The 17380-nt window shown below is 50.7% G+C and carries 15 protein-coding genes; 11 read left to right on the top strand and 4 right to left on the bottom strand.

All coding sequences use genetic code 11. The features are described from left to right. Positions 1-6 precede the first annotated feature (6 nt). Genes cobM through cobJ form a run of 3 tightly spaced genes read left to right on the top strand, consistent with a single transcriptional unit; the run spans position 7 to position 2562 of the window. Complete coding sequence (gene cobM, locus DPO_RS16190; protein ID WP_006967251.1) at positions 7-771, top strand: precorrin-4 C(11)-methyltransferase; 765 nt, start codon at positions 7-9, stop codon at positions 769-771. Continuing rightward, the gene (locus DPO_RS16185; RefSeq protein ID WP_083912058.1) at positions 737-1831 is read left to right on the top strand and encodes a cobalt-precorrin 5A hydrolase; all 1095 of its coding nucleotides are present in this window, start codon (positions 737-739) and stop codon (positions 1829-1831) included. The genes cobM and DPO_RS16185 overlap by 35 nt, the downstream gene beginning before the upstream one ends. Beyond that, positions 1828-2562 (top strand): precorrin-3B C(17)-methyltransferase, encoded by a 735-nt coding sequence (gene cobJ / locus DPO_RS16180; protein ID WP_006967249.1) that lies wholly within the window; start codon positions 1828-1830, stop codon positions 2560-2562. Before DPO_RS16185 ends, cobJ begins: the two co-directional genes overlap by 4 nt. A gap of 131 nt (positions 2563-2693) precedes the next feature. On the opposite strand, the gene DPO_RS16175 is transcribed toward cobJ, so the two are convergent. Then, positions 2694-3881, bottom strand: coding sequence for an MFS transporter (locus DPO_RS16175; RefSeq protein WP_006967248.1), 1188 nt, complete (start codon positions 3879-3881; stop codon positions 2694-2696). A gap of 1042 nt (positions 3882-4923) precedes the next feature. On the opposite strand from DPO_RS16175, the gene DPO_RS16165 reads away from it, so the two are divergent. The 8 genes from DPO_RS16165 (at position 4924) to DPO_RS16130 (ending at position 14792) form a co-directional block, all read left to right on the top strand. Then, on the top strand, positions 4924-7680 hold the full coding sequence (locus tag DPO_RS16165; protein ID WP_006967247.1) for a type I restriction endonuclease subunit R: 2757 nt from the start codon (positions 4924-4926) through the stop codon (positions 7678-7680). A gap of 32 nt (positions 7681-7712) precedes the next feature. Further along, a complete protein-coding gene (locus DPO_RS16160) occupies positions 7713-8069 on the top strand; it encodes a four helix bundle protein (protein WP_006967246.1) in 357 nt (118 codons plus the stop codon). Then, complete coding sequence (locus tag DPO_RS16155; protein ID WP_006967245.1) at positions 8066-9616, top strand: restriction endonuclease subunit S; 1551 nt, start codon at positions 8066-8068, stop codon at positions 9614-9616. The genes DPO_RS16160 and DPO_RS16155 overlap by 4 nt, the downstream gene beginning before the upstream one ends. Beyond that, positions 9613-11037, top strand: coding sequence for an RNA-binding domain-containing protein (locus DPO_RS16150; protein WP_006967244.1), 1425 nt, complete (start codon positions 9613-9615; stop codon positions 11035-11037). The genes DPO_RS16155 and DPO_RS16150 overlap by 4 nt, the downstream gene beginning before the upstream one ends. A gap of 77 nt (positions 11038-11114) precedes the next feature. Then, complete coding sequence (locus DPO_RS16145; RefSeq protein ID WP_006967243.1) at positions 11115-12593, top strand: class I SAM-dependent DNA methyltransferase; 1479 nt, start codon at positions 11115-11117, stop codon at positions 12591-12593. A gap of 71 nt (positions 12594-12664) precedes the next feature. Beyond that, positions 12665-13816: an AAA family ATPase gene (locus tag DPO_RS16140; RefSeq protein ID WP_006967242.1), complete on the top strand. Its 1152-nt coding sequence runs from the start codon at positions 12665-12667 to the stop codon at positions 13814-13816. 1 nt (position 13817) lies between these two features. Further along, positions 13818-14444, top strand: coding sequence for a hypothetical protein (locus DPO_RS24050; RefSeq protein ID WP_006967241.1), 627 nt, complete (start codon positions 13818-13820; stop codon positions 14442-14444). Positions 14445-14459: 15 nt separating this feature from the next. After that, positions 14460-14792, top strand: coding sequence for a DUF6951 family protein (locus DPO_RS16130; RefSeq protein ID WP_006967240.1), 333 nt, complete (start codon positions 14460-14462; stop codon positions 14790-14792). Positions 14793-14917: 125 nt separating this feature from the next. On the opposite strand, the gene DPO_RS16125 is transcribed toward DPO_RS16130, so the two are convergent. The 3 genes from DPO_RS16125 to DPO_RS16115 are packed head-to-tail and all read right to left on the bottom strand — an operon-like array spanning position 14918 to position 17375. Continuing rightward, positions 14918-15823: a DMT family transporter gene (locus DPO_RS16125; RefSeq protein WP_006967239.1), complete on the bottom strand. Its 906-nt coding sequence runs from the start codon at positions 15821-15823 to the stop codon at positions 14918-14920. Continuing rightward, a complete protein-coding gene (locus tag DPO_RS16120; RefSeq protein ID WP_006967238.1) occupies positions 15820-16476 on the bottom strand; it encodes a TPM domain-containing protein in 657 nt (218 codons plus the stop codon). Before DPO_RS16120 ends, DPO_RS16125 begins: the two co-directional genes overlap by 4 nt. A 2-nt stretch (positions 16477-16478) precedes the next feature. Continuing rightward, positions 16479-17375, bottom strand: a complete 897-nt coding sequence (locus DPO_RS16115) for a TPM domain-containing protein (RefSeq protein WP_040011979.1) — start codon at positions 17373-17375, stop codon at positions 16479-16481. Positions 17376-17380: the final 5 nt, after the last annotated feature.

Raw genomic sequence — 17380 nt, 5'->3', positions numbered from 1 at the left:
AAACAGATGCAGCGACATCCGGTAATATTTGTAGGTGCCGGTCCGGGTGATCCGGAACTGATCACCGTCAAGGGACAGAAGGCAATGATGGCGGCAGACCTGGTGGTCTATGCCGGGTCCCTGGTCCCTGAAACCCTGCTTGAATGGGCAAAAAATGCCACGGCCGTAAACAGTGCCCCCCTGCACCTGGATGAGATTATTCATATGATGGCAGATGCGGTAAAACAGGGGAAAAAAGTGGTGCGCCTGCATACGGGAGATCCCTCCCTTTATGGCGCTATCCAGGAACAGATGGTTCAACTGGACCAACAGGGGATCCCGTATACGGTGATTCCCGGGGTCACGGCCGCCTTTGCCGCTGCAGCCGCCATGAAAATGGAATACACCCTTCCTGAAATCACGCAGACCCTCATCCTGACGCGGATCGCCGGAAGGACACCGGTCCCGGAATCCGAAAACCTCAAAGCCCTTGCCGCGCACCGGGCTTCCATGGCAATCTATTTAAGCATCGCCCAGGCCGGACAGGTCCAAAAGATACTGGCCGAACACTATGGAGAAGATTTTATCTGCGCCATTGCCGTCAAGGTGTCACAGCCGGAAGAACGCCTGTATTATATCCCTGTAAAAAATCTGTCGGAAACCATTCAAAAGGAAAAAATTAAAAGCCAGGCCCTGATTGTGGTCAGCCCGTTTCTGAACATGGAAAAGTCACGGATGCCGTATCAATCCAAATTATATGACAAAGACTTCAGACATGAATACCGGGGCTGATATGGCCATCTGGGCGTTGACCCCCCATGGGGTTTTTCTTTCAAAAAAACTGGGTGCCCATTTTTCCGGTGCCGATCTTTTTGTATCTGAACGCCTTGACGTTCCATGGTGCAAAAAAACATTCACCCGCTTAGGCGATGCCGTTGCAGACCAGTTTCATGCCTATGGGGCGCATATTTTTATCATGGCCGCAGGCATTGCCGTCCGGGTGATTGCACCGCATATCAGGAAAAAAACAACAGACCCGGCCGTGGTGGTCATTGATGATGCCGGACGGTTTTGCATTTCCCTGCTTTCCGGTCATTTAGGGGGGGCAAACCGGCTTTCAGAATCCGCAGCCCGGGTGATCAATGCGGTGCCGGTCATCACCACGGCGACGGATGCAAACGATTTGCCTTCCATGGACATGATCGCCAGGGACCAGAATCTTGAAATCGAAAATCCATCCGCCGTTAAAACCATCAATATGATGTTTTTAAAAAACCACCCCGTGTTCATGCACGATCCCTATGGATTGCTGGCAGGAAAAATCCCTGCCCGGCTCATCAGGAAAAGTGCCGCCGAAAATCCGGATGCACCATCCATCATCGTGGATGACCAAACCCGGACGACAGGCAGGCATGACCTGGTTCTCCGTCCCAGAATTCTTTTTGCCGGGATCGGATGCAACCGGGGAACTGAAATGTCTGAAATCAGCGGCCTGCTGAAAAAAGTTTGTGACAAACACGGCCTGTCCATACACAGCATCCGGGCCATCGCCACCATTGACTTAAAAAAGGATGAACCCGGTATTCTTGAACTGGCCCAACGCCTTTGTGTGCCCCTTTACTTTTACGACAGCGACACACTCAACCAGGTTAGTACCGTTTCCGAAGTATCACCCTTTGCAGAAAAATATACAGGAGCAAAAAGCGTATGCGAAGCAGCAGCCATCCTCTCGGCAAATCCGGGGAAACTGATTGTAACCAAACAAAAAACCAGGCAGGTCACCATTGCCATCGCCAGAACAACAATATCCTGTTCATCGTCGGGATCGGCCCGGGAAATCCGGACCATATGACCCGCCGTGCAGGCGCAGCCATTGATGAAGCCGGCGTAATTGCCGGATACACCACATATGTAGACCTGATCCAAGACCGGATCAAAGGAAAAGAAATCATTGCCACCACCATGAAAAAAGAAGTGGATCGGGTGATTGCAGCCATAGATGCAGCGCTTTCCGGAAAAAAATGTGCACTTATTTCTTCCGGTGATCCCGGAATTTATGCCATGGCCGGTCTTGTCCTGGAAATCTGCCGACAAAAACAGATTCCTGTAGCCAGGACAGCATGTGACCCTGTACCTGAAAACGGTCTCCGGGTGGAAGTGGTGCCGGGCATTCCCGCCCTGGCCTCGGCAGCATCGCTTTTAGGCGCCCCCCTGACCCATGACTTTGCCTGTATCAGTTTAAGCGATCTTTTGACACCCTGGGATGTGATCGAAAAACGGATTGAATGTGCGGCCATGGCTGATTTTGTCATCGTGATCTTCAATCCGAAAAGCCGGAAGAGAAACTGGCAGCTTCAAAAAGCCATGGAAATCATACTGAAATACCGGGATGCGGATACCCCCACAGGCATTGTCCAAAATGCCATGCGTGACCGTCAGAACGTATCGATAATCCCTTTAAACGGCCTTGATACAGCGGATGTGGATATGCTGACAACGGTAATTGTCGGAAACAGCACCTCGAATACGTACCTGGATTTCATGTATACCCCGCGGGGATATTCTGAAAAATATGATTTTTAACCGTTGTTCGGTCAACTCATCAATGCCCATGTCTGGCTTTTCTGATCCTGATCATATCATCTTCAATTTCAAAAGCGATCACATCACAACCGGTTACCGGATGAAGATCTGATGACCTCGCCTTGATTTTTTTAATCAAAATCAGATTTTCTGCCCAGGCCAATTTTCCCGCTCCCGTATCCAAGCCCCCATTGAACCAATGCCTGCAACAAAAAAAGCATCGCCAGAACATGGAATCCGGTAAAGCCCCGGGCTGCTTTCCCGAACATCCCCAGGGCTGCCGGACCTGTAAAGAATCCGATTCCCCAGAACAGATAGAACGCCCCGGATATGGTGCCTTTCAACGAATCCGCCACGGCATTGTTCAGCCATGACAGGGCCGACACGCAGAACACACCCAGCCCGCAACTGGCTAAAAAAAGCCAGGGGTAAATCCCCCACCCGTCCCTGCCCGGAAACATCCCAAGGCCCGCAGTGATCATGAACAGCCCCAGGATCATGGTCTTGGTCCGTCCGTGGCGGTCGGATACGGGGCCAGTAATGATCTGGGACAGGCTGATGCCGATATAAAACAGGGTGAAAAACCCGCCAATCTGGGCCTGTGTAAATCCTTTTTCCTGGATCAGAAAACCGGGAAGCACGGTCAGGGAAATCCCGTATCCGGCCCCATACAGAATAATACCCGAGAACACGGCCAGGATACCCGGATAGGCAAGGATCTTTTTAAGCCCGCCGGTATCCAGGGCCGTCTCAACCCCGCTTCCTTCTGCCCGGGGATCTTTGACCGTCACAAAAATAAGAAAAGCCCCCAGGAGCCCTGACAGCGCAAACAGCACAAAAGGTTCATTTTTCACCAACACCCCGGCCATCAGAATTCCGAAGCCGCTGCCCAGGGTGAGGCCCAGATGGAGCGATGCATTGTAGGCCCCGATCACTTTTCCCTTGGCTGCGGGATACAGCATGGACAAAAGGGCCGGTGCCAGGGCCCACAAAGGGGCCTCCCCGATTCCCTGGAGCAGCCGCCCAAAAAAGATCATCTCCTGGGTATTTGAAACACAGTAGATGAGCCCGGAGGCGGAACAGATCAGGTACCCGGCCACCAGAAAGCGCCGGCACCCATACCGGTCAGACAAACGCCCGATAGGAAACTGGAGCAATACAAACGGGACGGCAAACGCAGAGGCCAGATAGCCAACGGTTTTTAACGACCCGGTCAAAGTAATGATTTTCTGGGGAAGTAAGGGGACGATCAGCCCGACCCCGAACATGAACAAAAATACCGACAGATTCAACCCAATGATGGATATCCGTTTTTCCATAAAAATTTCCGCCTGTGATTATGCCCCCCAAGCTTGCGCAGAAAAGATGCCGCACAAATGCACAACTCCAGCTTCTTCCTGAACAAAAATCAAGGGGACCTAATTTTATGATGCCACGTGATTACCTGACAGCAGATCAGCTGTTACAGGGGGGCGGCGGCAGAATCCGTTGAAAAAACATTTGTAAAATTCCTGTTGGTTGATGGATCAAACAACTCTTCATAGCAGCATCCCTGGACATTGTAAATCAATTTCAGGATCAGAGTTTATGTAAAAGTCGGTAATAGAAACGTCAGGGCAGTCAGATTGCTTCTTTCCGCTGAATTCCTTTACCCGCAAGGGATGCCGGCATATTTCATTTGATGATTGTCAGAAATGCAAATTTTTGCATTTCTGACAATCCTGTTTCCCCCAATCGCCTGAACAGACTCAAAATACCTGATATAAGGGCTTTTCCAGCATCAACCGATCATATTCCCTGTTTTTTATTGACCGACAAAATGGACACTGCCATGTGTGGATAGAAAATATCGGTGGGGGACTCTTGCATCAACCCTTTGAGAAAACCGATGAAACCCTTTGGACACAAGAGATTTGGGATGTTTTGTTACCGGATCTGTTTTTTGAATTATCGGAAATACAAATTTTTGTATTTCCGATAATTGTATTCATCCGGGAGACTGAAAGGCCCGCAAATGAGGAACTTCGGACTGCTCTGAATCCATGACCGCACTGATTATCCAGCCCATTCAAAAATAGAGAGCAAGGCAGTTCCGAGGTGTTCCAATCCAACCAAAAAATGAAACGCACCAGAACCGTGGAAATGAAGTTGAGCTTTTACAGAATACATGATAGGGCACCTTATGATAGATTTTGCAATCTCTATGGTAGAGGCACCAGACCGGAAGGGCTGTGCGACCGTTGCTCTGATCACAGAGTGTTTAACTTGGCCTTTGAACCTTTGGCGCTGGTCTCGTTGCCCTTCCGGCTGGTGACCGGCGGCGTTAGCGTGTCCATTACGAGGCAATGACAAAGACATAATATGAACAAAACCCCCGAACAAACAGCACGAGACAACATCGACAAAATGCTTGAGCGCTCCGGCTGGGTGGTTGTTGATAAAACAGCCATCAACTGGGGCCGGGGTCCGGGGCTTGCTGTTCGGGAATATCAGACCGATGTGGGGCCTGCGGATTATGTCCTGTTTGTGGACCGCAAACCCATCGGCGTGATTGAAGCCAAAAAAGAAACCGAAGGCCACCGCCTGAGCGTTCATGAACACCAGGCGGAATTCTACGCCCAAAGCAAACTGAAATGGTTTGCCGACAGCTGCTTTCTTCCGTTTGTGTATGAAAGCACGGGCATACTGACCCGTTTTACCGACATGAGAGATCCCAAACCCCGGGCACGGCCGGTCTTTTCATTTCACCATCCGGTAACGTTAAAAGAAAGATTCCGGCAGAAAACCAGCCTGCGCCAGCGCTTGCAGCAGTTGCCGGATCTGCCGGAGCAAAGCCTTAGAAATTGCCAAATCCGGGCCATCACCAATCTTGAAACATCCTTCCGGGAAAATCGTCCCCGGGCCCTGGTGCAGATGGCCACGGGCAGCGGCAAAACCTTCACCGCCATTACGGCGGTGTATCGCCTGCTCAAATACGCGGATGCCAAGCGGGTCTTGTTCCTGGTGGATACAAGGAACCTGGGAGAGCAGGCTGAACAGGAGTTCATGGGGTATCTGCCCAATGACGACAACCGCAAATTCACCGAACTGTATAACGTCCGGCGCCTGAACTCCAAATATGTCCCGCCGGACAGCCAGGTCTGCATCAGTACCATCCAGCGGATGTATTCCATTTTAAAAGGAGAAGACCTCGAAGAAACCGCAGAACAGACCAATCCCCATGAATACGTGGAGACCGGGCCGCCCCGGCCGGTCGAATACAATGAACAGGTGCCCCCGGAATTTTTTGATTTCATCGTGATCGATGAATGTCACCGCTCCATCTACAACCTGTGGAAACAGGTACTCGATTATTTTGATGCCTTTTACATCGGCCTGACCGCCACCCCGGACAAGCGGACATTCGCCTTTTTCAATGAAAACGTGGTCAGCGAATACCGGCATGAAGACGCTGTGGCCGACGGAGTCAATGTCGGGTTTGATACCTATCTGATTGAAACCAGAATCACCCAGGGCGGCGCAAAACTGGTGGCAGAGGAATGGGTTGACAAACGGGACCGCCTGACCCGTCAGAAACGCTGGGAACAGCTGGATGAGGAAGTGGTGTACACGCAAACCGATCTGGACCGGGATGTGGTCAACCCCAGCCAGATCAGAAACATCATCAAGGCGTTCCGGGACAAACTCCCGGAAATGTTCCCCGGACGGGAAGAAGTCCCTAAAACCCTTATTTTTGCCAAAACCGACAGCCATGCCGATGACATCATCCAGATGGTGCGCGAGGAATTTGCCGAGGGCAACGCGTTCTGCAAAAAAGTCACTTACAAGGCCGAGGAAGATCCCAAGTCCGTGCTGGCCTCGTTCCGGAATGATTATCACCCCCGGATTGCGGTCACCGTTGACATGATCGCCACGGGCACGGATGTCAAACCCCTGGAATGTCTTGTCTTCATGCGGGATGTCCGCTCCAGAAACTATTTTGAACAGATGAAAGGCCGGGGAACCCGCACCCAGGGCTATGATGACCTGAAAAAGGTGACCCCTTCGGTTCATACCGCAAAAACCGGATTTATAATCGTGGATGCCGTGGGTGTCAGCAAATCTGTCAAAACCGACAGCCGGCCTCTGAAGCACAAAAAATCTATCCCCTTGAAAGATCTGCTCCAGGCCGCACTGATGGGGCAGACCGATGAAGACCTGTATTCTTCTCTGGCCGGCCGCCTGTCCCGGCTGGACAAGCAGATCACCGATGATGAACGCAACAGATTCAAACAACTGACCCATGGCAAATCCATCAACCAGCTGGTGCATGACCTGCTCGATGCCCATAATCCAGACAAAATCATCGATCATGCAACACAGAAATTTGATCTGCCGCCGGGAACGGAGCCGGAAGACCATCAGCAGCAAGCTGCCCAAAAAGAGCTGATCCACACCGCCAGAGATACCTTTACCGGCGAACTCAACGAATTTATTGAAACCGTGCGCAAATCCCATGAACAGATCATCGACACCGTCAACCTGGATGATCTTGAATTTGCCGGCTGGGACAAACAGTCCCGCATCAGGGCGCAGGAGGTTATCCAGGATTTCACCACATTTATGCAGGCCCACAAGGATGAGATCACGGCCCTTTCCATATTCTACAGCCAGCCGTATAACCGCCGGCATGTCACCTATGCCATGATCCGGGAAGTGATGGACACCTTGAAGTCAAAAAAGCCGGCCCTGGCTCCGGCTCGGGTCTGGCAGGCCTTTGAGCAGATGGAAAAGGTGAAAGGCCGGTCCCCGGAAAACGAACTCACGGCCCTGGTTTCCCTGATCCGGCGGATCACCGGCATTGACGATTCCCTGACCGCTTTTGAGCAGACAGTGGACCGCAACTTTCAAAAATGGGTGTTCGGCAAACAGGCCGGGGCCGCCGCAAAATTCACCGAAGAACAGATGACCTGGCTGCGCATGATCAAGGAACACATCATCAGCTCCGTGCATATTGAAAAAGACGATTTGGATTACGCCCCTTTTGACGGCCAGGGAGGCATCGGGAGGATGCATAGGTTGTTTGGTGATGAGATGGATGCGGTTATGGATGAGATGAATGAGGCGTTGGCGGTTTAATAATGAAAAAATGAAAAATCAAGAATGAAAGAATGAAGGGATCAAATATAATCGTTGAGAAAAGCTATGTCTTTGCTTTGGATATTGTCAAATTGTGTTTTTACATCCAAAGAGAGAAGAAAGAATATGTTCTTTCCCGACAATTGTTGAAAAGTGGGACGAGTATAGGTGCGAATGTCGAGGAAGCTGTGGGTGGTATTTCAAAAGCGGATTTTCTGGCAAAAATGCAAATTGCCTACAAGGAAGCAAGAGAGTCCCACTATTGGATCAGATTGATGAAAGACAGCATGCTGTTGGAAGAACAAGTCAGTCATAAAATGATCAATAATTGTGAAGAATTGCTAAAAATTCTTAGTGCTATTTTGAAAACAGGAAAAAGTGTGAAATGACGGGCTGGATTCAAACGTCTCTTGGAGAGTTGTGTGTTATCACTATGGGACAATCTCCCCCATCTAACACATATAACACCGAAAAGAACGGCTTGCCATTTTTCCAAGGGAAAGCGGAATTTTCAGACTTATATCCTGTCCCTCATAAATGGTGTAGTAAGCCCCAAAAAATAGCAAATGAAAATGATATTCTCATTTCAGTCCGAGCACCAGTCGGGGATGTGAATTTTGCCAATCAGCATTGCTGCATTGGTCGAGGCCTTGCAGCCATAAAATATAATAGATGCCCAAAATTCATATTTTATTTTCTGAAGCATTCGAAAAATGAATTGGACAAATTAAGTACCGGTACCACTTTTAAGGCAATATCAAAACAAACCATTCTTAATTATTCATTATTCATTCCTTCATTAAACGAGCAAAACGAAATCGTATCCAAAATCGAAGAACTCCTTTCCGAACTCGACAACGGTGTCGAAAGCCTAAAAAAAGCCCGGGAACAATTGAAAACCTACCGCCAGGCCGTGCTGAAGCATGCGTTTGAGGGCAAGCTGACCCGGGAATGGCGAGAACAGCAGATACAAGCGGGGAATCCTCCGGAATCGGCGGAGAAACTTCTGGCGCGGATCAAAAAAGAGCGGAAAACGCAGTATCAAAAACAGGTGGAATCGTGGCAAAGGGCCTGCGAACAGGCAAAAAAAGACGGCAGTAAAAAACCCGCCAAACCCAAAAAACCAAAAGACTTGCCGCCGCTGACTGTAAAAGCATTGGCAGAGTTGCCGGAACTGCCGGAGGGGTGGGGATGGGTAACTTTAGAAATGATACTTAGCGACACATTAATTGGTATTGTTAAAAATCTTTCGGAACAAAATGAAATGGGGATTGGTGTTCCTTATGTAAAAATGAATAATATCAGCAAATTTGGCACGATGGATTATTCTTCATTGGCTTATGTAACAATTCACGAGGATGAAAAAAATAAATATTCTTTAAAAGCGAATGATATTCTTTTTAATACACGGAATAGTTATGAATTGGTTGGAAAAACAGGAATAATAAAAAAAGTAACAAGCTATACGGTTTTCAATAATAATTTGATGAGAATGAGATTTTTTGTTCAAGTAAATCCAATTATGATTTGGTACCAGATAAATAGCCCTCAGTTTCAAAAAGAATTGGAAAGAAAGAAAAAGGCAACAACGAATATTTGTGCTTTGTATGGTAAAGATATTTTCCCGATGAAAATCAAATTAACAAACTTACTTGAACAAAATGAGCTTGTGTCAGAAATCGAAACCCGCCTCTCCGTCTGTGACAAACTGGAACAAACCATCGAAGACAGCCTGAAAAAGGCCGAGGCCCTGCGGCAGAGCATCCTGAAAAAGGCATTTGAAGGGGAACTGACCAAAGAGTGGCGGGAAGCGCACCCGGAGCTGATTTCCGGTGAAAACTCGGCGGAAAACCTGCTGGCGCGTATCCAGGCGGAAAAGGCCCGCCTGGCCGGCGAAGAAAAAAAGCGGCGATCCGGAAAGGCAGGAAAAAAATGAACATCAAGGAACTTCAAATCCAGATCTCCTTGGGGGAAGACAGCACCCGTCAGTTCAAGGCGGATGTGCGCAATGCTGCATCCCTGGCTTCCGAGATGGCTGCATTTGCCAATGCCGAGGGTGGGACGATCTTTCTGGGGGTGGCGGATGACGGCGGCACACCCGGGCTTGACAAGGCGGACGTGGCCCGGATCAATCAGCTCATCAGCAATGCCGCCAGTCAATTGGTCAAAAGTCCGCTGACGGTGCGCACCGAAAATATCGGCCTTGAAAACGGCCGCATTGTGATCGTGCTGACTGTGCCAAAGGGGCTTGATAAACCCTACTTTGACAAGAACGGCGTGATCTGGCTGAAAACCGGTGCGGACAAGCGGCGGGTGAATTCCAAGGAGGAGCTGCGCCGCCTGTTCCAGATAACCGGCCAGTTCCATGCAGATGAACTGCCCACGCGGGCCGGGATCGACAAGCTGGACAAACTGCGGTTCCGGGATTTTCTGCGGGACGTGTATCAGCAGGCATATCCAGATGATCCGAAAGAATTGACGCGCCTGCTCCAGAACATGAATCTGGCCACGGATGACGGCGCGCTGAACCTGGCCGGGTTGCTGCTGTTTGCCGAAAGGCCCGAACTCATCAAACCGCAGTTCGTGGTCAAAGCGATCCGCTATCCCGGCGATAAGATTCACGTGACCGACTACCTGGATACCGAGGACTTTGCCGGCCCACTGCCGAAAATTTTTAATGATACCCTGGCATTTGTAATGCGCAACCTGCACAAGATCCAGGCAGGACGGGGGGTAAACGCCCCGGGCCGGCCGGAAATCCCGGAAAGCGTGTTCGAGGAACTGCTGGTCAATGCCCTGGTGCACCGGGATTATCTGGTGAGTGCACCGGTCCGGTTGTTTGTCTATGACAACCGCATCGAGATCATCAGTCCGGGGCATCTGCCTGACAACCTGACTGTAGAGAAGATCCGCACGGGAAATGCCGGTATCCGGAATCCGATCCTGGTTTCTTATGTGGCCAAGGGACTGCTGCCCTACCATGGACTGGGCTCCGGGATCAAACGCGCTTTAGCGGCATGGCCACAAATCGATTTTGCCGACGACCGGGACGGGTGCCTTTTTACGGCAACGGTTCACCGAAAACCGGCAGAAGAACTGAAATTGGCGACCATTTCATCAAAAAGCGAACGAAAACCCGACACGACGTCGGGAAAGTGTCGGGAAAGTGTCGGGAAAGCGTCGGGAAAGATTCTGGGTGCCTGTCGGGAAAAGCCTTCAGTAACCATCCCGGAGCTGGCTGCATTGATTGGCATTACCGAGCGATCAGTCCAGCGGAACATTCAGAAGCTGCAAAAGCAAGGATTGCTGCGCCGGATCGGCGGCAGAAAAGAAGGCCACTGGGAGGTGCTGTCATGACCGGGTTCAGCGAGCAAGCTGCCGAGCAGGTTACCGGGCAGGCCAAAAATATTTATACAAACAAAAAGAAAAAATAGATGAACAACACGGCAAGCATTGTTTCAAGAGTCTGGAGTTTCTGCCACACCCTGCGGGATGACGGTGTCAGTTACGGCGATTATCTGGAGCAGCTCACCTATCTGCTGTTTCTCAAGATGGCTGATGAATATGGCAAAATTTACCAGAAAGATGCCGGCATCCCGAACGAATACAACTGGGAAAGCCTGAAAACCCGCAAAGGCGCGGATCTTGAATCCCATTACATCTCCTTGCTCAGGGCGCTGGGGAAGCAGAAAGGCATGATCGGCCAGATTTTTGTCAAATCCCAGAACCAGATCCAGGACCCGGCCAAGCTGTATAAGATCATTCACATGATTGATGCGGAAAACTGGATCATGATGGGCGCGGACGTCAAGGGGGATATCTACGAGGGCCTGCTGGAAAAAAACGCCGAAGACGTGAAAAGCGGGGCCGGGCAGTATTTTACCCCCCGGCCCCTGATCCGGGCCATGGTGGAATGTGTCCGGCCCGAACCGGCCAGGACCATTGCTGATCCTGCCTGCGGCACGGGCGGGTTCTTTCTGGCGGCCTATGATTTTTTAGTCAATGCGTACAGCCTGGATAAAGACCAGAAAAAGTTTCTGAAAAACCACACCTTTTTCGGCAACGAGATCGTGGCCAACACCCGCCGCCTGGCTTTGATGAACTGTTTTTTACACAATATCGGGGAGATCACGGGCGAGTCCGCCATATCCCCCAATGATGCCCTGATTGCCGATACCGGGGTCCGGTACGACTATGTTTTAACCAATCCGCCCTTCGGCAAAAAAAGCAGCATCACCATCACCAACGGCCGGGGCAAACAGGAAAAAGAGGATCTGCGTTACAACCGGCAGGATTTCTGGGCCACCACCTCCAACAAGCAGCTCAATTTTGTCCAGCACGTGCGCACCATGCTGAACATCACGGGCCGGGCCGCCGTGGTGGTTCCGGACAATGTGCTTTTTGAAGGGGGTGCCGGTGAAACCGTGCGGAAAAAGCTGCTTGAAAACACGGACCTGCACACCATCCTGCGGCTTCCCACGGGCATATTTTACGCCCAGGGGGTCAAGGCCAACGTGATCTTTTTTGACAACAAACCCGCGGCCAAACACCCCTGGACCCGGGAGGTCTGGTTTTATGATTTCAGAACCAACGTCCATTTCACCAAAAAGAAACACCTGATGGCATATGATGACCTGAAAGATTTCATTGCCTGCTACAACCCACAAAACCGCCACCAGCGCAAAGAAACCTGGTCGGAAGACACTCCTGACGGCCGGTGGCGCAAATTCACTTTTGAAGAGATTGCCGGCCGGGACAAAACCAGTCTGGACATCTTCTGGATCAGGGATCAAAGCCTGGCAGACCTGGACAACCTGCCTGATCCGGATGTGCTGGCCGAAGAGATCATTGAAAATCTGGAAGCCGGTGTCGACAGTTTCAAGCAGATCATGGAATCGATCAATGGACGATAGCGCGCAAATAAAGTAAGATTGATTCAGGCGGCGTAGAAAACCGAGCGGCTGATTATGAATGGAGAACAGGTATGTACATATCCAATTTAAAATTGAGGAACTGGCGCAATTTTACCAGCGCCGATGTAGACCTCAAAGAGACCGTCTATCTGATAGGTCCCAACGCGTCAGGCAAATCCAACCTGCTGGATATCTTCCGCTTCATGAGGGACATCGTCAATCCCAAGGGTGGTGGCCTTCAGCAGGCCATTGACCTGCGCGGAGGGCTGAAAAAAATACGCAGCCTGGCGGCAAGAAAACCGGCCTGGGTAGAACTGGAGTTTGAATTCCGGGAAGATCTGCACAATACCGGAGAACCGCCGGACTGGTGTTACAAGCTGTGGATCAACTATGAAGGAAAAGGAAAGCAGCGGCCGATTGTTATCAAAGAAGAGGTATGGAAAAAAGGGACGCGGCTGGTGGCACGTCCTGATCCGGATGATAACGCAGATCCTGAGAGAAAAATTCAGACACACCTGGAACAGATAAACATGAATCGTGAGTACCGCGAGGTATCGAATTTCTTTTCCGATGTCCTGTATCTGCACCTGGTACCGCAGCTTTTGAAATTCAGTGACCAGCTCTCGTTGAGACACCTGGAGTCTGATCCGTTCGGTCAGGGACTTCTGGAAGAAATTTCAGGCACACAAAAGCGCTCCCGCGACTATCGTCTCCGCACCATTGAAAACATTCTTAAAAAGGTCATTCCCAATCTGGAGCAGCTGCAGTTCAAAATAGACGATACCACGGGCAGGCCCCACCTTGAGATGTTATACAACCACTGGCGTCCCAATGCGGGATGGCAGAGAGAAGATCAGTTTTCCGACGGCACATTGCGGCTGCTGGCCATGCTGTGGACCCTGCTTTCTTCCAATCGGATGATTCTTCTGGAAGAACCTGAACTGTCACTCCACAATGCCATAGTCGAACAGATTCCGGATCTGCTCTACAAAACCAGGCAGCGGAAGAAAACCGGCGGTCAGATTCTTGTGAGCACCCACAGTGAAGTGATGCTGTCCAGCCAAAGCATCGACGGCAATTTCCTGATACTCCAGCCCGGTCAAAGTGGCGAAGCCACCAGGATCACTCCGCCCTCTGAAGCTGATATCGAAGCCATGAAAGCCGGACTCTCACCCGCTGACATACTTTTGCCGCAAACAGCCGTAACCGTCCAAAGGATCTGATATGACAGATGTTTACTGCTTTGCTTTTGTTGAAGATACGCCCAGCGCCGCTGTTGCAGACAAACTCGTAGCAGCCAGAAATGCCAGATTGGAACACCGTCTTGTTTTTCAAAAGGGATTCCCTGCTGTCATGAGAGGGTTTGGGGCCATCAAGAGTAAATGCCGCACTTTCCTGAGCATGGCAAAGGCCGGGAGCCACACATTCGTATTAACGGATCTTGACAAAGCACAATGCCCGTGTTCCCTGATCCGGGACTGGTTCGCCATCCCCCGGGAAATTCCTGTTGATCTTCCGCCTCAATGTATTTTCAGGGTGGCTGTCAGGGAGGTGGAATCCTGGGTACTGGCAGATCATGAAGCCTGGGCTGCTTACATTAAAATTCCCGGTGACAATTTTTCAAAGACCCCTGATCAACTGGACGACCCCAAACAACACCTTTTGACCGTGATCCGCAGGAAAGGCAAAAAAAAGATCCACCAGGAAATGCTGCCGAAAGGGGCCGCCCACATTGGTCCTCTCTATAATGAGGTATTGTGTGAATTTATCAACACCTCATGGCAGCCGGAACGTGCGGCAGAAAATTCACCCAGCCTGGACCGTGCCCTGAAGGCATTGATGAAGATATGAAAAAGGAAAATCACAATGACAACCGTTGAAATAAATGCCGGCATCTGCGGCTTTACCACTTTGGTGTATGCAGAAAAAACAAATGGTTATAACGCTTTGTTCAGACTGGAAAGCCAGTGTCCCAACTGGCAGAAGGTCAATGAGCTTCTGGGCGGCCAGGAGATGGATTTGATGGCGGAACTGTTTAAAAACAGGCAGACCGGGGAGTTTCATTCCATCCTGCTGGAGACCGTGTTAAAAACCATCCCCCACATTTCCTGCCCGGTTATATCCGGGATTTTCAAGGCCCTGGAGGTGAGTGCCGGACTGGCCCTGCCCAAAGATGCGGCCATCTGCTTCAAAGAATAGACCTGCCATGGACCTGAGTACGTTTGAATGCATGCAATGCCACGCCTGCTGCCTGCAGCCGGGATAGGTCGGCTTCCCCAGTGAAAGTATCCAGTGAATTCATTGCCTGATTTTTGCAGACCCCGTCATCCACACGACCTGTTCTTCGGAGACCGGTTCACCAGGTAAATGCCGGCACAGACCAGGGCCAGGCCCAACCAGACCATGATGCCTGCGGGTTCAGACAGAATCACGGCACCGAAAAAAACACCGAACAAAGGGGCCAGAAAAGTGAATGCGGTCAGCCCGCTGACCGCAAAATTGTGAATCATCCAGAACCAGAGGGTGTAACTGAAAAAGGCCACCACGACAATCTGATATGCCATTGCCCACAGAACCCCGGCAGCCGGGACAATGGTATAATCCTGTTCAAACAGGAGTGATCCTGCCAGCAGAATCGGAATGGCAAACACCAGTTGTGAAAACAGGGTCTGGTAATGACTGACGGTCACGGTCTGGCTGATCCGTTTGATATACAATGTGGTCGTGGCCCAGAAAACGGCTGCGGCCAAAGACATCACATCCCCGATCCAGTTGTTTTCCGGCAGCAGGGGAGACTGAATCCTGAAAACCATCCACAACCCGGCAAATGCCAGTATCAGCCCGGCCGCTTTCACGGGATGCAGCCGGTCCTGGTCCACGAAAAAATGGGCGCCCAGGGCCACCCAGAACGGATGGGAATACAAAAAAATGGTGGCCCTGGAAGCGGTGGTAAACACAATACTCCAGTATAAAAACAAAAAATCAAGCCCGAACAGCAGACCGATCATCACACCATGTCTTCGGGCGCCTTTGGGAAAAAGAACGCGCTGTCCCTTGAATTTGGCCCAGAGCAGCACCAGAAACCCGGCTGCCACGGACCGGATGGTGGCCGCAAGCAACGGGGGTATCCCCTGGTTGCTGAATTTGATGCTGACCGCATTACCGCCCCAGATGGCACAGACCAGCAACAGCAGAAGACCGGCGGTCAGAGATATTTTTCCATTATTCAATTTTGTTCCACAATCAGGTTTTTCAGCTCATTTTGATCATCGGAACGGATGGGGAAATGTGTCTTGAGCAGTTGTCCGGCTTCTTTGACCGCCTGGCAGATGGCTGCTGCCTGATTTTTCTGTTGAATGCCATTTGTAATCATGCGGATGATTTTATCCCACTGGTCTTTTGACACCTTGGTGTTGATGCCCTGGTCTCCAAGGATCCAGACCTTTCGTTCGAAAACAGAGATGAAAATCAAAATCCCTGTCCTGTCCCGGGTCTGATACAGCCCCTCACGAAGAAAACTGACCATGGCCGCCTCTTTGACTTCCTCCTCGATTTCTCTCTGGGAGATGAACATGCGCTTCAGCCATGGAAGGTGTTTGCAGGTCTGGTGAAAGACCATGAAGCAGATGGTTAAAATGCCCAAAAAAAGCCACATGTTCTGGTTGCCGATCCACAGCCAGGCACCGATGAAATAGCTGAGTATCAATGACACGGGAAGCGCAAACGCCATTCCGCCGATGACATCGGCCATGGGATAGGAATAGCTTCTTGAAACCACCATGGGAACGATTTCACCGGCGGTCTCCAGTTCCACTTCCCTCACTGTTTGAATAATTTTTTCCCTGTCCTGATCCGACAAAAATTGTTGCGCCAAAGATTTCATGATTACCACCCCCCGGAAGCGCCGCCGCCGCCGAAACCGCCGCCGCCTCCTGAAAAACCGCCAAAACCGCCCCCGCCGAAACCGCCCCTTCCCACACCGCCGCCGCCCAGCCAGAATCCGCCGCCATGCCGGCTTTGGGTAGAAGACGAATTAAAGCTGAGCGGGGAGCCCAAAAAGCTCATGGCCAGTCCGCCCACCGCACCTATGGGAATCAGCAGCAGGAGCCATAAAAAACCAAAATTAAAAAACATGGCCCCCAGGATGGGAAAAAACAGACCTCCGGACAGGGCACCTAAGGGCCGGCGGATTCTTCCCAGCATATTGATCAGAACAAAAAAGACAATCAAACCAAAGATGCCTGATTGCCCCCGGGCAGAACCGGATTCAGGACGGCGGCTGTTTTCTGCTGCCTTGAATTCTCCCCGGACCACCTGGGTCATGGCCTGTACCCCGTCCATCACTCCCTGGTCAAAATTGCCTGTTTTAAACCGGGGGACAATAATATTCTGAATAATACGTCCGGCCATCAGATCGGTCAGGGTCCCCTCCAGGCCGTACCCCACCTCAATGCGAAGTTTGCGGTCATTTTTGGAAATAATAAGGATGGCACCGTTATCCAGGTTTTCCTGGCCGATTTTCCAGGTTTCAGCCACCTGGATGGCGTATTCCTCGATATTCTCTCCTTTAAGAGAAGGAATCGTCAGTACGGCAATCTGTGTGGAATCGGTCTGTTCCAAATCACTGAGTACGGTTTCCAGCTGATTTTTTGTGGCGGCAGACAGTATGTTCGCATAGTCGTTCACCCGGGCTTTGAGCTTGGGCACTTCCAAGGCGAATGCCTGGACCGCGAAAAAAAAGACCAAAAAACCGGTCAGCCATATATGATATCTTTTCCGCATAATCC

Origin of the sequence: Desulfotignum phosphitoxidans DSM 13687, assembly GCF_000350545.1 — a bacterium.
GTDB lineage: Bacteria > Desulfobacterota > Desulfobacteria > Desulfobacterales > Desulfobacteraceae > Desulfotignum > Desulfotignum phosphitoxidans.
The sequence above is the reverse complement of the archived record's forward strand: the minus strand, read 5'-3'. Positions and strand labels throughout refer to the sequence as shown.